The organism is Rhizobium croatiense, assembly GCF_019793465.1.
Lineage (GTDB): Bacteria > Pseudomonadota > Alphaproteobacteria > Rhizobiales > Rhizobiaceae > Rhizobium > Rhizobium croatiense.
The window spans coordinates 110991-129897 of the sequence record NZ_JAILYJ010000016.1; the positions used below are offsets into that span (position 1 = coordinate 110991).

General features: G+C 62.5%; 18 protein-coding genes and 2 pseudogenes. 11 read left to right on the forward strand and 9 right to left on the reverse strand.

Annotated features, from left to right (window positions below; translation table 11 throughout):
- Both K6M89_RS23730 and yddG read left to right on the forward strand, forming a co-directional pair.
- Positions 1 to 780 carry a DUF3108 domain-containing protein gene (locus tag K6M89_RS23730; protein ID WP_097580671.1) on the forward strand — a complete coding sequence of 260 codons (780 nt, stop codon included), beginning with the start codon at positions 1 to 3 and terminating at the stop codon, positions 778 to 780.
- A 30-nt stretch (positions 781 to 810) separates the two neighbouring features.
- Positions 811 to 1701 (forward strand): aromatic amino acid exporter YddG, encoded by an 891-nt coding sequence (yddG, locus tag K6M89_RS23735; protein WP_097580672.1) that lies wholly within the window; start codon positions 811 to 813, stop codon positions 1699 to 1701.
- A 357-nt stretch (positions 1702 to 2058) separates the two neighbouring features.
- Here the strand turns inward: yddG and K6M89_RS23740 are convergent, their stop codons facing one another.
- Positions 2059 to 2481 (reverse strand): cupin domain-containing protein, encoded by a 423-nt coding sequence (locus tag K6M89_RS23740; protein WP_222141199.1) that lies wholly within the window; start codon positions 2479 to 2481, stop codon positions 2059 to 2061.
- Positions 2481 to 3251 carry a hydroxyacylglutathione hydrolase gene (gene gloB, locus K6M89_RS23745; RefSeq protein ID WP_222141200.1) on the reverse strand — a complete coding sequence of 257 codons (771 nt, stop codon included), beginning with the start codon at positions 3249 to 3251 and terminating at the stop codon, positions 2481 to 2483. The genes K6M89_RS23740 and gloB overlap by 1 nt, the downstream gene beginning before the upstream one ends.
- A gap of 53 nt (positions 3252 to 3304) precedes the next feature.
- Between gloB and K6M89_RS23750 the strand changes: the two genes are divergently transcribed.
- The 5 genes and pseudogenes from K6M89_RS23750 to K6M89_RS23770 form a co-directional block, all read left to right on the forward strand.
- Positions 3305 to 4081 (forward strand): class I SAM-dependent methyltransferase, encoded by a 777-nt coding sequence (locus K6M89_RS23750; protein WP_097608878.1) that lies wholly within the window; start codon positions 3305 to 3307, stop codon positions 4079 to 4081.
- Positions 4082 to 4161: 80 nt separating this feature from the next.
- Positions 4162 to 5271, forward strand: a complete 1110-nt coding sequence (hisC, locus tag K6M89_RS23755) for a histidinol-phosphate transaminase (RefSeq protein ID WP_222141201.1) — start codon at positions 4162 to 4164, stop codon at positions 5269 to 5271.
- A complete protein-coding gene (locus K6M89_RS23760; RefSeq protein WP_222141202.1) occupies positions 5268 to 6194 on the forward strand; it encodes a prephenate/arogenate dehydrogenase family protein in 927 nt (308 codons plus the stop codon). Before hisC ends, K6M89_RS23760 begins: the two co-directional genes overlap by 4 nt.
- A 7-nt stretch (positions 6195 to 6201) precedes the next feature.
- Positions 6202 to 6480 (forward strand): annotated as a pseudogene (locus tag K6M89_RS23765) (GNAT family N-acetyltransferase); the annotation flags it as partial.
- 111 nt (positions 6481 to 6591) lie between these two features.
- Positions 6592 to 6732, forward strand: a pseudogene (locus tag K6M89_RS23770) (GNAT family N-acetyltransferase); the annotation flags it as partial.
- A 10-nt stretch (positions 6733 to 6742) separates the two neighbouring features.
- Here the strand turns inward: K6M89_RS23770 and K6M89_RS23775 are convergent.
- Positions 6743 to 7759, reverse strand: coding sequence for a DUF2125 domain-containing protein (locus tag K6M89_RS23775; protein WP_222141204.1), 1017 nt, complete (start codon positions 7757 to 7759; stop codon positions 6743 to 6745).
- Between the two features lie 49 nt (positions 7760 to 7808).
- Between K6M89_RS23775 and K6M89_RS23780 the strand changes: the two genes are divergently transcribed.
- The gene (locus K6M89_RS23780) at positions 7809 to 8351 is read left to right on the forward strand and encodes a gamma-glutamylcyclotransferase (protein ID WP_097580680.1); all 543 of its coding nucleotides are present in this window, start codon (positions 7809 to 7811) and stop codon (positions 8349 to 8351) included.
- A 74-nt stretch (positions 8352 to 8425) separates the two neighbouring features.
- Here the strand turns inward: K6M89_RS23780 and K6M89_RS23785 are convergent, their stop codons facing one another.
- The 4 genes from K6M89_RS23785 to ftsE form a co-directional block, all read right to left on the reverse strand.
- Positions 8426 to 9223, reverse strand: coding sequence for a lysophospholipid acyltransferase family protein (locus K6M89_RS23785; RefSeq protein WP_009995394.1), 798 nt, complete (start codon positions 9221 to 9223; stop codon positions 8426 to 8428).
- A 468-nt stretch (positions 9224 to 9691) separates the two neighbouring features.
- Positions 9692 to 10408 (reverse strand): YdcF family protein, encoded by a 717-nt coding sequence (locus K6M89_RS23790; RefSeq protein WP_222141205.1) that lies wholly within the window; start codon positions 10406 to 10408, stop codon positions 9692 to 9694.
- A gap of 67 nt (positions 10409 to 10475) precedes the next feature.
- A complete protein-coding gene (locus tag K6M89_RS23795) occupies positions 10476 to 11489 on the reverse strand; it encodes a cell division protein FtsX (protein ID WP_064686330.1) in 1014 nt (337 codons plus the stop codon).
- Positions 11482 to 12141, reverse strand: a complete 660-nt coding sequence (ftsE, locus tag K6M89_RS23800) for a cell division ATP-binding protein FtsE (protein ID WP_004671394.1) — start codon at positions 12139 to 12141, stop codon at positions 11482 to 11484. The genes K6M89_RS23795 and ftsE overlap by 8 nt, the downstream gene beginning before the upstream one ends.
- Before the next feature lie 206 nt (positions 12142 to 12347).
- On the opposite strand from ftsE, the gene K6M89_RS23805 reads away from it, so the two are divergent.
- From K6M89_RS23805 to K6M89_RS23815, 3 genes are all read left to right on the forward strand, one after another.
- Positions 12348 to 12992 (forward strand): hypothetical protein, encoded by a 645-nt coding sequence (locus K6M89_RS23805; protein ID WP_222141206.1) that lies wholly within the window; start codon positions 12348 to 12350, stop codon positions 12990 to 12992.
- A 131-nt stretch (positions 12993 to 13123) separates the two neighbouring features.
- Positions 13124 to 13666, forward strand: coding sequence for a hypoxanthine phosphoribosyltransferase (gene hpt / locus K6M89_RS23810; RefSeq protein WP_004671390.1), 543 nt, complete (start codon positions 13124 to 13126; stop codon positions 13664 to 13666).
- Between the two features lie 524 nt (positions 13667 to 14190).
- Positions 14191 to 14550, forward strand: a complete 360-nt coding sequence (locus K6M89_RS23815; protein ID WP_097580684.1) for a response regulator — start codon at positions 14191 to 14193, stop codon at positions 14548 to 14550.
- Positions 14551 to 14619: 69 nt separating this feature from the next.
- Here the strand turns inward: K6M89_RS23815 and K6M89_RS23820 are convergent, their stop codons facing one another.
- Positions 14620 to 17271: a TIGR02302 family protein gene (locus K6M89_RS23820; RefSeq protein ID WP_222141207.1), complete on the reverse strand. Its 2652-nt coding sequence runs from the start codon at positions 17269 to 17271 to the stop codon at positions 14620 to 14622.
- A 366-nt stretch (positions 17272 to 17637) separates the two neighbouring features.
- Entirely contained in the window at positions 17638 to 18906 is a 1269-nt protein-coding gene (gene lysA, locus K6M89_RS23825; RefSeq protein ID WP_097580686.1) for a diaminopimelate decarboxylase, read from the reverse strand.
- Position 18907: the final 1 nt, after the last annotated feature.

Below are 18907 nucleotides of genomic sequence, written 5' to 3' on the forward strand. Positions count from 1 at the left end.
ATGGCTCATTCGGGCAGACGCATTTTTATTTCGGCCATCGCCGCGTTTCTTGCCATACCGGCATCGGCGGCCGAGATCCAGCACCGGACGGTATACCGGGTGACCCTTGCCGGCCTGCCGATCGCGCGCGCCGCGTTCCTGACGCAGATCGAGGATGATCACAGCTACACGATCGCCGGCGATATCAAATCCGCGGGCCTTGCCGATCTCGTCACGAGCATCTCGGCAAAGACCAGCGTCAGCGGCGTCGTCCGTAACGACCGGCTGCAGGCGCTGAAATATTCGCTCTACTACAAGAAAGGCAAGAAAGCCCGCGTCTACGAGGTCAGCTATCGCAACGGCGATATCATCTCGGCGACGACGACCCCGCAGCCGAAGCGGCCGAAGAACTGGATCGACGTTACGCCGCGCGACATGCGCTCGGTGCTCGACCCGATCTCCGGCCTGGTCTTTACCGGCGACACCAAGGTCTGCTCGCAGACGCTGCCGATCTTCGATGGGGAGACGCGCATGGATCTGGTGCTCTCGCCGAAGGGCGACAAGGATTTTTCGACCGACGGCTTCAAGGGCAAGGCGGTTGTCTGCGGCGTGCGCTTCGTGCCGCGCTCGGGCTACAAGAAGGGCCGCAAGGATATCGACTATCTGAGCAAGAGCGACCGCATGGAAATCTGGTTTGCCAAGTCGGACGCGGCAAATGTATATGCTCCCGTCTATGTGCGCATTCCAACCGAATATGGGATGGTGACGATCACTGCCGTCAAATATGGCAGCGTCAGCTGACGGAGCTTTGGCCTCCGTGAAGGGGGACAGGTGAAGCTTCGCGCGACGTTGATCGGTTTTACGGCCATTCTGATGTGGTCCTTCCTGGCGCTGTTTACGGCTGCTTCGGGCAAGATGCCGCCGTTCCAGCTTTCGGCCATCTGCTTTGCGATCGGCAGCGTCCCCGGCCTCGTCGTGCTTATTCTCAACCCGTCGCGGCTGACGCTGCTGAAGCAGCCGGCAAAGGTCTGGCTGACCGGCATTGCCGGGCTCTTCGGCTACCATTTCCTCTATTTCACCGCGCTGAGGAACGCGCCGGCGGTGGAGGCGGGGCTGATCGCCTATCTCTGGCCGCTGCTGATCGTCGTCGGCTCGGCGCTGCTGCCGGGCGAACGGCTGCGCTGGTATCACGTGGCGGGCGCGCTGGCCGGGCTTTGCGGCACCTTCCTGATCGTCGGCCGCAACGGCATCGATTTCGACGGCGCCTATGCCGTCGGTTACGGCGCCGCCTTCCTCTGCGCCTTCACCTGGTCGGGCTATTCGCTGTTGACGCGGCGCTTCGAGGCCGTCTCCACCGACGTCGTCACCGGCTTCTGCCTTGCGACGTCAATCCTGTCGTTCTTCTGCCATCTCGGCCTCGAGGCGACCGTCTGGCCGGCAACGGGCTTCGAATGGATCGCCGTCATCGGGCTCGGGCTTTTGCCCGTCGGCGCTGCCTTCTACGCCTGGGATTACGGCGTCAAGAACGGCGATATCCAGATCCTCGGCGCGGCAAGTTATGCAGCCCCCCTGCTTTCGACGCTGATCCTGACGCTGTTCGGATTTGCCGAGCCGAGCTGGCGGATCGCGCTCGCCTGCCTGCTCGTTACCGGCGGGGCGGTGCTGGCCGCCCAGGAGATGTTCCGTCGCAAGTCCCGGCTGCGGCCGGCCGCGGCGGAATAGGTCTTAGAGCCTTTCCTGGTTAGATTGAAGCATTCTGCCGGAGCAGGTTTTCGTCGGGGCAGAGGCGATTGGCGACGGGCATACCCCAAGGTACGTCCGAGCCGATCGCCTCTGATCCTGGCTAGAGATGCCCGGCCCACCGGCCGCGCCGCTTCGCCGTGGCGAAGCGATCAGTGCGCCCGGCGATTCCCAAGTCTTGCAGATTTGCCAGGCAAATCTGCGGGAGGGTTGGCTGAAACGGGCCGCCTGCTCGACCGGCCGGCTTGGCCGTAGGGCTTGGCTACGACGCGCGCCGGCCGGTCGACCATCCGACTCCGTTTGAGCCAACAGAATGCTTCAATCTAACCAGGAAAGGCTCTAACCGCCGGGCGTCCAGCCGGGCGGGGCCATTTCGAAGCTTGAAAATACGAAACCGGGCGAAACGGTGCAGCCGACCAGGGTGAAATCGCCAAGGGTTTCGGCCGATTGCCACCAATTGGCGGGAATGATCGCCTGCGGTCGCTCGCCTGCGATCAGATTCGGTCCGAGCGTCAGGGTCTCGCTTGCCGCCCCGTCCTGCGAGCGGTGCAGCGCCAGCGGCGCGCCGGTGTAGTAATGCCAGATTTCGGCGGCGTCGTGGACGCGATGCCAGTGCGAGCGCTGCCCGCGGGTCAGGAGGTAATAGATCGCGGTGGAATGTCCGCGCTCTCCGCCCGCCGTATCGCGGAATGTCTCGACGTACCAGCCGCCTTCCGGATGGGGCTGCATGCCAAGTTGCCGGACGATGTCCTCGGGCGGCATCAGAAATTGTCCTTGCGCTTGCGGATCTCGGCGAAGACTTCCTCGTTCGTCTTGCCTTCCATGATCAGGTTGCGGCGGATCGCCGGATCGCCGGCGCGCAGGAATGGATTGGTTTCCTTTTCCAGTCCCAGCGTCGTCGGGACGGTGAACTTGCCCTCGGCGCGCAAAGCCTCGATCTCGGCGGCGCGGCTCTTCAGGCGTTCATTGTCGGGATCGACCGTCAGTGCGAAGCGGGCGTTGGAGAGTGTATATTCGTGGCCGAAATAGATGGCCGTCTCATCGGGCAGCACGGCAAGTTTCTGCAGGGAATGCCACATGTCGGCCGCGGGGCGCTCGAACAGGCGGCCGCAGCCGAGAGCAAACAGTGTGTCGGCGGCAAAAAGCAGCTTGTCGTCGACGAAGTGATAGCAGATGTGGCCGGCGGTGTGTCCCGGCGTCTCGATCACGTTGACCGTGTGGTTGCCGAAGAGGAACCTGTCGCCATCCGCCATCGTCCGGTCGAGGCCGGGAATGGCGACGGCCTCGTTGATCGGGCCGATGATTTCACAGCCGAACTGCTCCTTCAGCGCCAGATTGGCGGCAACGTGATCGGTGTGATGATGGGTGGTGAAGATATGCGTGATCTTCCAGCCGCGCCGTGTCGCCGCTTCCAGGATCGGCGCCTCCTCCGGCGCGTCGATTGCAGCGGTAAATCCCGTCTCCGGATCGTGCACGAGAACGCCGAAATTATCGGTGCGGCAGAGAAAAACGGCTAATTCCAAAGGTTTCATCGTTCAATAATCCTTTGTCCTGCGAGTCTCGCGGGAATGTAGAGGTTCCGGCCTTGAAGTCCAACCGCCCGCTGATAACATTTGTCGCAATGCACGCCGATATCGTCGACCTACGTCAGTTCTATCATTCCGACCTCGGGCGTTTTGCCGAGCAGTCGATCGCCATGGCGCTGGCCTCGCTCTGGGTGCGCCTCCCGCAGGAGCGTCTGGTCGGTCTCGGTTATGCCGTGCCCTTCCTCGATCGGTTCCAGGCCGATACCGAGCGCACCTTTGCTTTCATGCCGGCCGGGCAGGGCGCGGTGAACTGGCCGATGGGCTCGCTGTCGTCGACGACGCTGATTTTCGATGAGGAACTGCCGCTGCCGGATTCCTCGATCGACCGGGTGTTGATGGTGCACTCGCTGGAATTTGCCGAAAGCCCGCGCGAGACGCTGAAGGAACTCTGGCGGGTGCTGGCACCGGGCGGACGGCTTGTCATCGTCGTGCCGAACCGGCGCGGCGTGTGGGCTCGCATGGAGCATACGCCCTTCGGTTCGGGCCGGCCCTATTCGCGCGGTCAGCTGACACATCTGCTGCGCGAGACGAATTTCACGCCCGGCGCGACAGCCGAAGCGCTGTTCTTTCCGCCCTCGAAACTCAGGACCATCCTGCGGCTTCGCCGCGCCTTCGAGCGGATCGGCCGGACGCTGTGGCCGGCCTTTTCGGGCGTCATCATCGTCGAGGCGCAGAAGCGGCTCTATCAGGGACTGCCGGTGGCGGCACGCGCCTCCCGCCGCGTCTTCGTGCCGGTGCTCGCACCGCACGGCGTGCCGACGACGCGCAACCGGTGACCCCGTTCCCGGCTCTCGACAAGAACCGCATTCCGCTTTAATGCCACTGGGTCATTTTCCGGAAAATCCAAGGTCGACCCATGAGCGTTGAGATCAGCAAGCCCGTTCCGCGTCCCGGTATTCTCGATATCGCATCCTATGTGCCGGGCAAGGAACATGCGCCGGGTGTTGCGCGCGTCTACAAGCTCTCTTCCAATGAAACGCCGCTCGGCGCCAGCCCGAAAGCGATCGAGGCGGTCAAGGCCGCTGCCGACAATCTGGGACGTTATCCCGACGGGCAGGCGATCGAACTGCGCGAGGCGATCGCCGCCGTGCACGGCCTCAATCCGGCAAACATCCTCTGCGGCAACGGTTCGGACGAACTGCTCGGCCTGCTCTGCCATGTCTATCTCGGCGCCGGCGACGAGGGCATCATCACCGAGCACGGCTTCCTGGTCTACAAGATCCAGATCATGGGCACGGGTGCCACGCCCGTCGTCGTGAAGGAAAAGGACTTTACCGTCGATGTCGACGCGATCCTTGCCGCGGTGACGGAAAGGACGATGATCGTCTTCATCGCCAATCCCGGCAATCCCACGGGCACCTATGTTCCGGTCAGCGAAATCCGCCGCCTGCAGGCCGGCCTGCCGAAACACGTCGTCCTCGTGCTCGATGCGGCCTACGCCGAATATGTGCGCCGCAACGATTACGAAGCCGGCATCGAAGTCGTGTCTTCCAATTCCAACGTGGTGATGACCCGCACCTTTTCGAAGGCCTACGGTCTGGCGGCGCTGCGCGTCGGCTGGATGTATGCGCCCGCCGAGATCGTCGACGCGGTGAACCGCGTCCGTGCGCCGTTCAACCTGAATGCGGCGGCGATCGCTGCCGGTGCCGCGGCCATCCGCGACCAGGCCTTCGTCCAGCAGGCCGTCTCCTACAACCAGATGTGGGTGGAAACGCTGACGGAGGCGCTGGAAGCGATCGGTCTGAAAGTCACGCCGTCGGTCGCCAATTTCGTCCTCATCCATTTCCCCGAGATTGATGGCAAGCGCGCCGCCGATGCCGACGACCTGCTGACGAGCCGCGGTTACATCCTGCGCGCCGTGCGCAGCTACGGCTTTTCCAATGCGCTGCGCATGAGCATCGGTCCTGAAGAGGCCAATCGCGGCGTCATTGCAGCACTCCGCGAATTCATGGGACGTCAGGCATGAACGTGCTGTTTGACCGAATCGCGCTGATCGGCATCGGCCTGATCGGATCTTCGCTCGCCCACGACATTCGCCGGCTCGGGCTGACGAAGGAGATCGTCGTCGCCACACGCAGCGCCGATACGCTGAAGCGTGCGGAGGAGCTTGGCCTCGGCGATCGCTATACGACCTCTTCGGCAGAGGCCGTCAAGCATGCCGACCTGATCATCGTTTCGGTGCCGGTCGGCGCTTCGGAAAGCGTGGCGAAGGAAATCGCCGGCAACCTCCAGCCCGGCGCAATCGTCACCGATGTCGGCTCGACCAAGGCGTCCGTCATCGCGCAGATGCAGCCGCATATGCCTGAGAATGTGCATTTCATCCCCGGCCATCCGCTGGCCGGCACGGAAAAATCCGGTCCCGACGCCGGCTTCCCCGGCCTTTTCGAAGGCCGCTGGTGCATCTTCACACCGGTCGCGGGCACCGACGAGAAGGCGCTGAAGCGGTTGCGCGGCTTTTGGGAGGCGCTCGGCTCGAAGGTCGACGAGATGGATGCGGAACACCACGACAAGGTGCTCGCGATCGTTTCGCACCTGCCGCATATCATCGCCTACAACATCGTCGGCACCGCCGACGATCTGGAGACGGTGACGGAATCGGAAGTCATCAAATATTCGGCCTCCGGCTTTCGCGATTTTACCCGTCTCGCCGCCTCCGACCCGACCATGTGGCGCGACGTCTGCCTGCACAATCGCGATGCGATCCTCGAAATGCTGGCGCGCTTCTCGGAGGATCTCGCCTATCTGCAGCGGGCGATCCGCTGGGGTGAGGGCGATAAGATTTTCGAACTTTTCACCCGCACGCGCGCCATCCGCCGCTCGATCGTCCAGGCCGGTCAGGACGTCGACGCACCCGATTTCGGCCGCCCCCACGCCCTGGACAAGAAATAGCCGCGCGATGGTGAAGGTGGCGAGCGCAAGCCAGGCGGATATCGATTGGCTGGTGCGCGAAGATGCCAGCGCCGGTAGGGCATGGGTATCGCGGTGCGTGGCGCTCGGCGAATATCTCGTCGCCCGGGAGGACAGCGAGATCGTCGGCTTCCTGCGCTTCTCGCGCTTCTGGGGCAAAGTTCCCTATATGGAAATGATCCGCGTCCTGCCTGATCACCGCCGGTCGGGCATCGGGACGGCGCTGTTTCTCGCCTGGGAAAAGGCGATGTGTGCCGAGGGCGCTAGAACAGGATGTTTTAGGCCGGGTCGGCCTAAAATCTGAATCCTGTTCTAAATTAAAGAGTTAGAGCATGATGTCGCCCGAAAACCGCTCACACTTTTCGGCATCATGCTCTAGCTGCTGATGACCTCGAGCGAATGCGACGAGAGCCGGCCGCAGGACTGGCATCGCCGCAACGGATTTATCGAAACCGGCGCAATCGAGCTGCCCGGTCTGCAATCGGTGCCTGAGGTTTTTTTCATCAAGCGCACAGCCTAAAACGGGCTGGTCAGATCGGCGGTATCCGGCCGAGCGGGATGAAGCCGCTGACGGTGGCGTTGCCATGATCGACAACGAGATCGACCGACACCTTATCCTTGCCGCCGGCAAGCGATTTCAAGAGCTTGGTCGCCGAGTTGACGGTCGATGCGATGTCCGGGAAGGTCTGCTTCAGGCTGTCGCCCCATGGTCCGAGCCGTTCGATCTCCAACTTGAATTTTCCCGAAAGGAAACCCTGTTCGTCGAAGGAGAAGGGACCGGTCAGCGTCATGACCTTGCCGTCGCCGATGTCGGCAACGATGCGGCGCAGCTCGCCGGCTGCGCCATTGAGGCCATTCGGGTCGCTGCCGTCGATCAGGCCGGCCTTGCCGGCAACGGTCAGATCGATGCTGGCGGAGAGTTTCGGGAAGACCTGGGGCCAGTCGGTGATAGCCGTATTCGCATCCTGCACGGAGATCGCGCCGTCGAGATCGGCGCCGTTCTGGCGCAGATGAATTTCCGTGCGGGCGGCATCGAAGCTCACCGTCTGGCCGGTGAAGGAAGAGACCGCCGTCGCCTTCAGCCCCTCGATGAGGGTCGAGCTGTGGTCGATGCCCTTCAGTCTGGTCGCCAGGCTCGACTGCAGGTTCGCCCACTGGGCCGAGATCGAAAGGCCATTGCTGGTGCGGATCTCGGCCGGCGAATCGAGTTCCCAGACGATATGGCCGGGCGCATAGACCTGGGCTGCCGAGCGCAGGGCGCCGAAGGTGGCGGAGACGCCGTTGACGCTGTCGTCGACATCGACCTTGGAGCAGAACAGGCCGATGCGGAAGGGATAACCGCGGAATTCGATATCGGAGCATTCGCCGCTGACGCCCGCCTGATCGCGCGGCGCGATCGCTTTCAGCACCGTGGTCTTCAACGCCGATGCCGCATAGAACCAGCCGCCGGTATAAAGCGCGATCACCAGGAGAACGCCTCCGCCCAGCAACCAGAATTTCTTGCCGCTGCTGGATTGACCGCAGCCGGATCGGCTTGACGCTGCCATGATGTTCTCCAATGGTGAATCGCAAAGTGATTCCGGTCTGGCGTGCGATATGGACGAATTTTGGGTGTTTGGCTACGGCTCGCTGATGTGGAATCCAGGCTTCGAGTTCCTGGAACGGGCAGAAGCCCTAGTGCATGGTTATAGGCGTTCGCTCTGTGTCCGTTCCTTCGTTCATCGCGGCACACGCGACAATCCGGGCCTTGTCCTCGGCCTCGACAGGGGCGGCGCCTGCCGCGGCATGGCCTTCCGTATTTCGCCGGACAGATGGGATGAGGTGATCGAATATCTCCGCGCCCGCGAACTTGTCACCAATGTCTATCTGGAACGCCGGGTCCGGCTGCAGTTTGCCGGCGGTCGCCGGATGGAGGCGGTGACCTACGTCGCCGATCGCGACCACGAGCAATATGCCGGTGCGCTCGACGCGCTCGCGGCGGCACGGGTGGTGAACGAGGCCAGCGGCCAGTCCGGTCCGAACGATGCCTATGTCTTCAACACGCTTGCGCATCTGAGGCAGATGGGCATTCGCGATCAGTGGCTGGAGCAGGTCGTCAACGAGGTGGAACGGCTGCGGGCTGCCTGCATGATTCGTTAAATCGGTATCGATTTAAGGATAAAATTATGCAGCAACTCGAAGTGTTACAGCGTCCTTTACGCGTCTGAAAGACTTCAGGCCGTCGCAGCCTTCACTTTGCGCAGCTCGGTCAGCCTGGCGATCGCTGTCGGCGGCAGCGGCAGATGCGGATTGCGTTCGATGGTGTCGAGCAAGAGCTCGTCGCTTGCCCGTTCCGTCACCTCGATCAGGTGGGCGAAGAAGGCGTCGGGATCCATTCCCGGCATGATCGGCGGCAGGATCCGTACCTTGAAATGGCCGGGATAACGGCGGATGCTCCGCCGCGGCCAGAAGAGGCCGGGATGCATCGCGACCGGCACGACGGGAATGCCAAGGTCGCGGTACATGCGGGCGATGCCGTATTTATAGACCGGCTCCGCGCCCGGCGGACGGCGGGTGCCCTCGGGATAGATGATGAGCTGGCGGCCGGTCGAAAGCTCTTCCCTCGTGCGTTTCAGCACGTCCACCATCACCTTGCCGCGGGCACCGCGATCGACCGGGATCATGCGCTGCTTCTTGGCATACCAGCCGAAGAGCGGAATCCACATCAACTCGCGCTTCAGGATGTAGACCGGGTCCTTGAGCCTGGGCAGAAGCGCGTAAGTATCCCAGAAGGACTGATGTTTCGGCGCCAGGATGTAGCTGCCGTCAGGCAGGTTCTCCAGGCCTTCGATCTCAAAGGTCGTGCCGACGATCACGCGCATCAGCCAATGATTGGAGCGCGCCCAGTTCTTCGGGATTTCATAGGCGGTAAGCCGCGGCACCACGAAATAATAGGGCGAGAGCACGATCATCCGGATGATGAGGTTGGCATAGAAGATCGTGTTGAAGAGGACGGAACGCAGGGCGATCATGAAATTTTCCCGAGGCATGCTCACGCGACCGGCCTACACGATATTGCCCGTCATAAAAAGCATTTGCTGATGCCCCAGAACAGGATTCGGATTTCAGGCCGGGCCTGAAATCTGAATCCTGTTCTAAATTAAAAGAGTTTGAGCATGATGTCGTCCGAAAACCGCTCACACTTTTCGGCATCATGCTCTGGCAAAACCTAGAGCCTTTCCTGGTTAGATTGAAGCATTCTGCCGGAGCAGGTTTTCGTCAGGGCAGAGGCGATTGGCGATGGGCATACCCCAAGGTACGTCCGAGCCGATCGCCTCTGATCCTGGCGGAAACATGCCCGGCCCTTCGGGTTGGCTGAAACGGGTCGGCTGATCGACCGGCCGGCTTGGCCGTAGAGCTGGGCTACGACGCGCGCCGGCCGGTCGATCATCCGACTCCGTTTGAGCCAACAGAATGATTCAATCTAACCAGGAAAGGCTCTATTCTGCGGCGGACACGCTGGCCGAGCGCAATCCGGTGTGGCGGCCGAAGCCGGTGATGTTGCGGGCGCCGGCCAGCAGCACCTTCAGATATTCGGCCAGCATGACGCGCATCGCGTTCGGATCGGTAAACCAGTTGCGGGTCTTCAGATCCGAGTTGACGACGGGATAGGGGATGAACTCGATGTCGGGATCGACATAGGAGAGTTCGGCGAGGGTGCGCGGCATATGGTAATTGTTGGTGACGACGAGCACGCTTCTGTATCCCTTGGCATGGATCCAGTTGGAGGTTTCCTCGGCATTGCCGATCGTGTCTATCGCGTCATGGCCGATATCGACGCAGCAGGAGAAGAGATCGGCCGAGCCCTGCGTCATCTTGCGGATCTGGGCCGGCGTCGTCGTCGGGTGGACGCCGGAGATCAGGAGCCGCTTGCCGGCACCCTTCTGCAGCAGTTCCACGGCCTGGTCGATGCGCTGGTAGCCCCCTGTCAGCACGACGATCGCATCCGCCTTCGGCTCGACCGGGGGCTTAAGCGTCGTCACGGAATCGGCAAAGCGCAGGAAGCCGCCGAACACCAGGGCGATCGCCAGAACGCAACCAAAGCCGGCCCAGCGCAACAGGCGGCGGATCGGCCCGCGTCGCGGCGGCAGGCCCGCCGGGCGATCAAGCTCCGGATCCTGCCGAATCGGGTTGCGTGTCGTATGGCCCATGGTCATGAATCGTGATTATACGCTGATTACGGCGTGGAACAGACGCTACAATGACAAAACGACATGGTCACGATCAACTTGCGATGCCGTCGGTGCGCGTCGGGTCCGAGCGCAATGTATCGATTTCATAGATCGTCCGCATGACGGTCAGCCGCGCCGTGACGGTCGTCAGCAGCGCGATAACGATCATGGTCGCGAAGATGCCGGCATACCCGAGTACGCCGACCGAAAAAGTGCCGAACAGCGCGGTTGCCTGATCCGTTTCCGGCGTCGCCAGGGTGCGGCTTTGCCAGAAGCCGGCGGTGGCGAAGAAAAGAGCGGCAAGCGCGCTGCCTATCGCCGAGCCCTTGAGGCTGATCTTGAGGAAATGCTTCTGGAATTCGGTGGCGACAAAGGAGCTTTCGGCGCCGACGAAATGCAGCACTTCGACGATGTGGCGATTGCCCGACAGCGCGCCGCGCGTGGCAAAGACGACGGTGAGCACCATGGCCGAGAAGACGAGGAGCAGGACGCCGGTGCCGATCAGCACCGTCGTATGCGCCATGGACACCAGCCGGTCGACCCAGGTGCGGTGATCGTCGAGGCTGGCCTGCGGGATGCTGTCCTTCAGGAGCCCGCGCATCGCCTCGAAATCCGGCGGGTTGCTCTCGTCGATGGTGATGACGACGAGGCGGGGAACGGGCAGGTCCTTGAGGTCGAGACCGGGGCCGAGCCAGGGTTCGAGCAGACGGGCGGTGGCCGCCTCGTCGACGATCTGGCCGCTTTTGGTGCCGACGAAGGTCAGCGCCAGGTCGCGCGCCTGCGTCAGCGCCTTTTCCATGTCGAGATTATCGTCCGGCTTGATCTGGATGGTGATCTCGCGGGAGATCTGACTCTCCCAGCTCGCCGCCGTCGAGCGCACCATGCTGACGCCTCCGAGCGTCAGGCAGGCGAGAAAGGCCATGATCGATATCACCACCATCAGGGCATTGCCCTGGATGTTGGAGGGCGGCAGGATCGGCGCGGTCGGGCGCACGCGCATTTCCGGCCGCTTCTGCTGGGCCTGGGCAGGCGCCTTGTCTCGGTTTTTGGACGGGGGCTCAGTCATAGATATCGAGATGCCCCTCCGAGAGGATCATGCGGCGGGCTTCCACCTGTTCCATCAGCGCCAGGTCATGGGTGGCGATTACGACCGCCGTGCCGAGCCGGTTGAGCTCGAGGAAAAGATTGAGCAGGCGCCTGGCCATCGGCGGGTCGACATTGCCCGTGGGTTCGTCGGCCAGCAGGACTTCCGGCCGGTCCATCAGCGCCCGGGCGATGGCGGCGCGCTGTTTCTCGCCGCCGGAGAGCACCGGCGGCAGCACGTTGATGCGTTCGCCGAGGCCGACCCATTTCAACAGTTCCAGGACGTCGGTCTTGTAGGAGCTCTCCTCCTTGCCGCGCACCCGTAATGGCAAAGCGACATTCTCATAGGTGGTGAGATGATCGAGCAGGCGAAAATCCTGGAAGACGATGCCGACGCGTCGGCGCAGCAGCGGCAGCTCGGGGCGGGGAATTTCGGAAATATCGCGCCCGAACATGCGGATCAGGCCGCGCGTCGGCTGCAGCGACATGAAGAGCAGCCGCAGCAGCGATGTCTTGCCCGCGCCGGACGGGCCGGTCAGGAACTGAAAGGATTTCTTCGGAATGTCGAAGGTCAGGTCCCGGAGGATTTCCGGGCCCATGCCATAGCGCAAACCGACATTCTCGAAGTGAATCAACGGGCAGCTCAGTCTGTTGTGGGTTTCACCGTGCGACTTGTTAACCAACACCGTTAACAGCCGGTAAATTTTGCCGGAAAGACGCCCGTTTGATGGCAATCTTTGCGAAGCATTAACCATTAAAATTTACGACTGAGCAGGATTCGTTTCAATGCCAAGATTAGCACTGGCAGCGAAACCATGTGGACATCTGCGAGGCAGTCACCATGGAAGCATCCTTCTTCAGCCGCCGGGCACCGGGCCAGGCCTATGATTTCCTGCCGCCCGAACCCGCAAGCCGCCAGTACCGCAATCCACGCCCTGCCGATATTGCCGACGCCGAATTCGTCACGCTCGGCAAGGCGCGGCCGCGGGAATTCACCGCGAGGACCCATAACGACAACCGCAAGCGGGCAGGCGCCGCACAGCCGCCGCTTCGGCCGGCGATGGCTGCTTCTCTTCTGCGGGAGGCGGAGACCTGGCTGCAGCGCGCGTCGATGCGCCGTTTCGCCGTATTGGTGCTGGCGCTTGCCGTGCTCGTCTTCGGCCTTGCGGGTGGCTTCTCCGGCCTGTCGGGCGGCCGAGCCTATTCCGGAGCGCCGCTGCATTTCACCCATGTGACAGCGACGCCGCGTGATGCGAACGGCATGCGCGTGCTTGTCATCAACGGCATCATCGAAAACGACAGCGGCACGACGCAGACGCTGCAGCCGATCCGCGCCGATCTCGTGACCGACGAGCGGCTGACCGCGAGCATCGTCATCAACCCGCCTGTTGACGTCATCTATGGCGGCCAGAGCCGGGGCTTTTCGGCGCGCGTCCAGCATTCCGGCGGAAAGATGCCGGAGGTTCGGCTTTCCTTCCTGCCATAGAAGCACCACCGGCACGCCACGGCCAATTCCTGCCGCAGGTCGCGCCAATCCGGTTAATTTCTAGCCGGCGAGGCTGTTTCAAGCGCGCATATGTGCTAACGGCTTACCCTTCTTTTCATGGAGAAGCCCCTATGCCTGTCGTGCGCGGAAAAAATATCGAGCCGCTCTTCACCGCCGAACAGATTGCCGAACGCAATCATGCGATGGCGCGGGAGATCGCCAACGGTCCGACCAAGGACCTGCTCGTCATCGCCGTGCTCAAGGGCTCTTTCATTTTCGCCGCCGACCTGATCCGCGCCCTGCATGACACCGGGCTTGCCCCGGAGGTCGAGTTCATCACGCTGTCGAGCTATGGCAGCGGTACGGTCTCGCAGGGCGTGCGCATCGTCAAGGATATCGACAGCGATGTGCATGGCCGCGACGTGCTGTTGATCGACGATATTCTCGAATCCGGCCGGACGCTGCTTTTTGCCAAGGAGCTGCTGTTCGAGCGTGGCGCACGCAACGTCACGATCGCCGTGCTGCTCGACAAGCGCGTCAAGCGCAAGGAAAAACTGGAGGCCGATTATGTCGGCTTCGAATGCCCTGATTATTTTGTCGTCGGCTACGGCATGGATGTCGCCTATGCTTTTCGTGAACTGCCTTTCGTCGGCGTGGTGACCGGCGACGCCTGAATGATCGGGAGTGCTGCAGCGCCTTAGAGCCTTTCCTGGTTAGATTGAAGCATTCTGCCGGAGCAGGTTTTCGTCAGGGCAGAGGCGATTGGCGCTGGGCATACCCCCAGGTACGTCCGAGCCGATCGCCTCTGATCCTGGCTAGAGATGCCCGGCCCACCGGCCGCACCGCTTCGCCGCGGCGAAGCGATCAGTGCGTCCGGCGATTCCCAAGTCTTGCAGATTTGCCCGGCAAATCTGCGGGAGGGTTGGCTGAAACGGGCCGGCTGATCGACCGGCCGGCTTGGCCGTAGGGCTTGGCTACGACGCGCGCCGGCCGGTCGACCATCCGACTCCGTTTGAGCCAACAGAATGATTCAATCTAACCAGGAAAGGCTCTAGCACACGTCTGAAAGAGGCGCCGCGCTGTGCTGCCGCTCGAGACGGGTTGTTAACCATCCCGTCCATCGCTTCGTCATCTTTACCGATCGAAAAGGAAAGTCTGGTGATTTCCGTCGCGGGGCTGAAGACGGAGCAATGCACATATGGCAAGAATTCTGATTACGGAAGACGAGGACTCCCTGCGGTCTTTCGTAGCCCGGGCGCTCAGGCTCGACGGTCACGAGACGGATGAAGCGGCCGATGGCGCCGAGGGGCTGGAGAAGCTGAAGGATGGGGCCTACGACCTGCTGCTTTCCGATATCCGCATGCCCGTGATGGACGGCATCGAGCTCGTCCACCAGGCCAAGGATGCCTTTCCTGCTTTGAAAATCCTGCTGATGACCGGCTATGCCGAGCAGCGCGAACGAGCCGACGATCTTGCCGAAAAGATCATCGACGTCGTCGCCAAACCATTCGCGCTTCCCGATATCCGCAAGGCGGTTGCCCGGGCGCTGGTCGCCTAACGCCTGTTCGGAATTTCACGCGTAACCCCGAAAATCGATTGCGATTTTCGGGGTTACGCGCTTGAGCGCCTATTGGATATCCAGCAGCCGTTCGAGATATCGCCGTTCCATTTCCTGCGGCGGATTGTTGCCGAGCTTTTCGCGGATCGCATCGAGGATTTCCCGCGCCCGCTGAACGTCGATTTCGTCAGGCACCTTCACGCCGTCGTCCTCGATATATCTCTCGCTCATGCGCGGCCGGCCGAGCGGATCGCGGCCGTTCTGCTCGCCCTGGCCGACCTGGCCGTTCGGGCCTTGTCCCTGCTGGCCCTGCTGCGCCTGCATCATCTGGTTCATCATGTCGCGGGCGCCCTGGCGAAGCGCTTCCAGCGCGCGGCCCTGGTTTTCGATGGCCGGTTGGCCGCGGCCCTGGCCGAGTTCGCGGCCGGCGCCTTCCATCTCGCGTTGCGCCTGGCCGAAGCCGGGGCCGGGCTTCATGCCCATCTCGCCCAGCTTTTTCTGCAATTCACCCAGCTGCTTGCCGAGCCCATCCTGCTGGGCGCGCAGCTGTTTCAGCGCCTCGCGCAGCTGTTCGGCCGTCATCTGGTCGGAGGGCTGCTGGCCTTCCTGGCCTTGCTGGCCCTGTTGCTGCTCCTGCGGCTCGCCGTTTTCGCCGGGGGCCATGTCGTCGAGCAGCGGATCGTTTTCGCCCATTTCGGGTTCGCCGCGCTGCATGCGGTCCTTGAGCTGCTGATCGAGGCTGAAGGTCTGTTCCATCAGCTTCTGCTGGTCGCGCAGGATTTGGCCGAGCTTGTCGATCTGCTTGCGGGCCTCACTGTTCTCCTGGCTCTGCTGGCCGCGCTGCGGCCGGCCGGCCTGCAGGTTGTTCATCATGCGCTGCAACTCCGACAGCATCTGCTGGGCCGCGTCGCGGTTGCCGGAGCGGGCGAGATTCTCGATCTGGTCCATCATCCGTTCCAGATCCTGCTGGCGCAGGAAGTTCTGGGCGTTCTGGTTCGGCTGCATCGGCGCATTCTGCATGCGCTCGGCAAGCTCGCTCAGATAGTCCTGCATCGCCTTGCGCAGTTCGTCCATCAGCTTCTTGATCTCTTCGTCCGGCGCGTTGCGGTTCAACGCATCGGCAAGATTCTGCTGGGCCTGGCGCAGCTTGCGCTCGGCAAGGGAAAGATCGCCGTCCTCCATGCCGAGAGCGATTTCCCAGAGATATTGGGCGGTATCCTTCAGCGCTTCCTCGCTCTTTGCGAGCTTCATGCGCGCCAAGGCGGACTCCAGCAGCAGGTAGTTGGTGAGCTTGGGGATGGTCTCCTCGGGACGGATGGTCAGCGCTTCGTTCAGTGCGATCGCCTGCGGCATTTTGCGGGTGTCGAGGGCGAAAACCTGCCGTTCCTCGGCGACGGCCGCGGCAAGCGGCTCGTTGAAGGGCCGCGACGGCAGCGTCATCTCATGCGGCGGGCTGCGGCCGGTCTGGCCGGCTCCGTCCTTGGCAACAAGCGTCACGCGCACGCGTTTGCCGGCGAGCGGATGTTCGGTCAGGTTCCGGCTGGTCACACCCTTGGCGTCACGGGCGTTGCGGCGGGGGATATCCAGCCTGTACTCCGGCAATGGGTAAAGAGGCGTTGCTTTCGGATCGGTTTCGAGCGGTACGATCTCCGCATGAGCCTCCTGGACGCCGTAGTCGTCCTTGACGGTGAAGCCAATTTCAAGCGCGCCGTTGACGCTGGGCTTCGGCAAACCGTCAAAGGCAATTTCCGGCGCCTTGTCGGGAAGGATGTCGAAGCTCCAGCGGCGGCCGTTGACTTCGAGCGTGCCATTCTCCTCGAGCTTCATCGCATGCGTCTGCGCGATGGCGGCCTGGCTGGCCGGTGCGGCATCCGGCTGGTTCCCGGCGGTCGCAGCTGTCTGGCGCGGGCTTGCGTCCGCCTGCACGGCGATCTCCTGCGTCTGACCGTTCGCTTTGCGGAACACGACCTTTTCGGCCGTCTTTCCGCCGCTGACGCGCACGGTGAGAGCGGAAAACTGCGGAATGCCGATCGGCGCCTGTTCACTGCCGTCGGCGGTCAGGTAGACCGGCGCGCGGCCGGTATAGGAAGGCGGCGTCACCCAGGCGTCGATGCGCACCGCCGGATCGACCGTCACCTGTTCGGGGGCTGCCTGCAATGCGTCACTGACCGAACCGCCATTGATCGACAGCGAATAAGCAAAGGCCGTGACGAGAAGCAGCGCCGGAATGGCGCGAAGGGCGAAACGGTCATGCCGGGCAATGTCAGGCCTCGGCATGCCGGCGTCGAGCGCTGCGATCTTTTCGGCCATGCGCAGCTGGTGCTCGCGCCAAAGCGCCCGGGCGAAGGGCGCATCGAAGGCCGGTTCGTCTTCCTGGACGGTGACCGGCTGGTGCGGCAAGCCGTTGCGTTCTTCCAGCATGCGGTCGGCTTCGGCGATCCTCGGCCAGCGCAGATTGCGGAAGGGAAGGAGCGCGACAAGGAAAGCGAGAGCGAAAGCGATCAGCAGAAGGATGCGCAACCAGTCCGGCACGCTGCGGAAGACGCCGAACCAGGAGGCGGAAAGATAAAGGGCGGCGACCGACAGGACCGGCAACAGAGGCGGCAGCATCTGCTCGCAAAAAAGCACGATGCGCGCCAGCAGACGTTTCGTCGTCACCAGCCGGGCAAGGGCAGGGCGGAGCGCAAATGCACCTTTCTTCTGCCTGAAGGGGCTTGTCATCGGTCCGGTCTCCGCGATCTGACGTGGAACAGAGGGCGCTTCCGGCGATTGCGGGGCAATACGCTCATGGCTGACAAGGATAACACTCTTTGTGGCGAAGGCGAGGGCGAGCGGCCGGCAATGCCGGTTTTTCACGTTTATTCGCCAAAAAGTGATGGTCTACCTGAAGCGCGTCGCGATTTTTCAGGTCGCTTCCTGCGCTTTAGGTCTTTGTTTTGCGCACGTCGTTATCGTAAAACCGCCGCACACGTTGCGCGACATGCTTTAGAGCGCCGTGCGTCCTTTCGGACGCACAAAGGACGCTCTAACATTTTAACCTACGCATCGTGCTTTCCGAAAATCGATTCCGATTTTCGGGCCGATGCGCTAGTCGAGCCAGGCGGGAACGGAGTCGAGGCTGATCAGCTCGGCATAGGTTCTACGTGGTCGTATCGCATGGAAATCGCTGCCCTTGACCAGAACTTCGGGGACCAGCAGGCGGCTGTTGTAGGTGCCGGCCTGGACGGCGCCATACGCGCCGGCAGTGCTGACGGCCAGCAGATCACCGGGCTTCGGCATCGCCATTTCGCGGTCGAGCGCCAGATAGTCGCCGGTCTCGCAGACGGGGCCGACGACGTCGGCGCGGATGCGCGGCGCATTCGCCGCCGAAATCGTCACCGGGCGGATTTCGTGGTAGGCCTCATAGAGCGTCGGGCGAATGAGATCATTCATCGCGCCGTCGACGATGACGAAGGTCTTCTCGCCGCCGTCCTTCACATAAAGCACCTCGGTCACCAGAATACCGGCATTGCCGACGATCAGGCGGCCGGGCTCGGTGATGACCTTGCAGTCCAGATCGCGCAGCTGGTTCTTGACGATCGCTGCATAGGCATCCGGCAGTGGCGGCGGATTGTTGTCGTCCTTATAGGGGACGCCGAGGCCGCCGCCGATATCGACATGATCGATCGTGTGGCCGTCGGCGCGGAGCGTCGCGACAAGGTCGCGCAACAGCTTGAAAGCGTCATCGAAGGGCTGCAGCTCGGTGATCTGGCTGCCGATATGCATATCGATGCCGGTGACCTCGATGCCGGGCAGCTTGGCGGCATGGGCGTAGATCGCGCGGGCGCGCTCCCAGGAGATGCCGAACTTGTTTTCCTTCTTGCCGGTCGAGATCTTCGAATGTGTCTTTGCGTCGACATCCGGGTTGATACGGAAGGAGACGGGAGCCTTCTTTCCGGCGCTGACGGCGCGCTGGTTGAGGATTTCGAGCTCGGGTTCGGATTCGACGTTGAAGCAGTAGATGCCGGCCTCGAGCGCGAAATCCATCTCGGATGGGGTCTTGCCGACGCCTGAAAACATGATGCGGCTTGCCGGAATGTCGGCTGCGAGCGCGCGGCGCAGTTCTCCTTCCGAGACGACGTCGATGCCGGCGCCGAGGCGCCCCAGCGTCTTCAGCACCGCCTGGTTCGAATTCGCCTTCATCGCGTAGCAGACCATCGAGTCCATATCGGCGAAGGCTTCGGAGAAGACCCGGTAATGGCGTTCCAGGGTGGCGGTGGAATAGACGTAGAACGGCGTGCCGACCGCCTTGGCGATCTCGGGAACGGGAACGTTCTCGGCGTGAAGGATGCCGTCGCGGTGCTCGAAGTGGTTCACG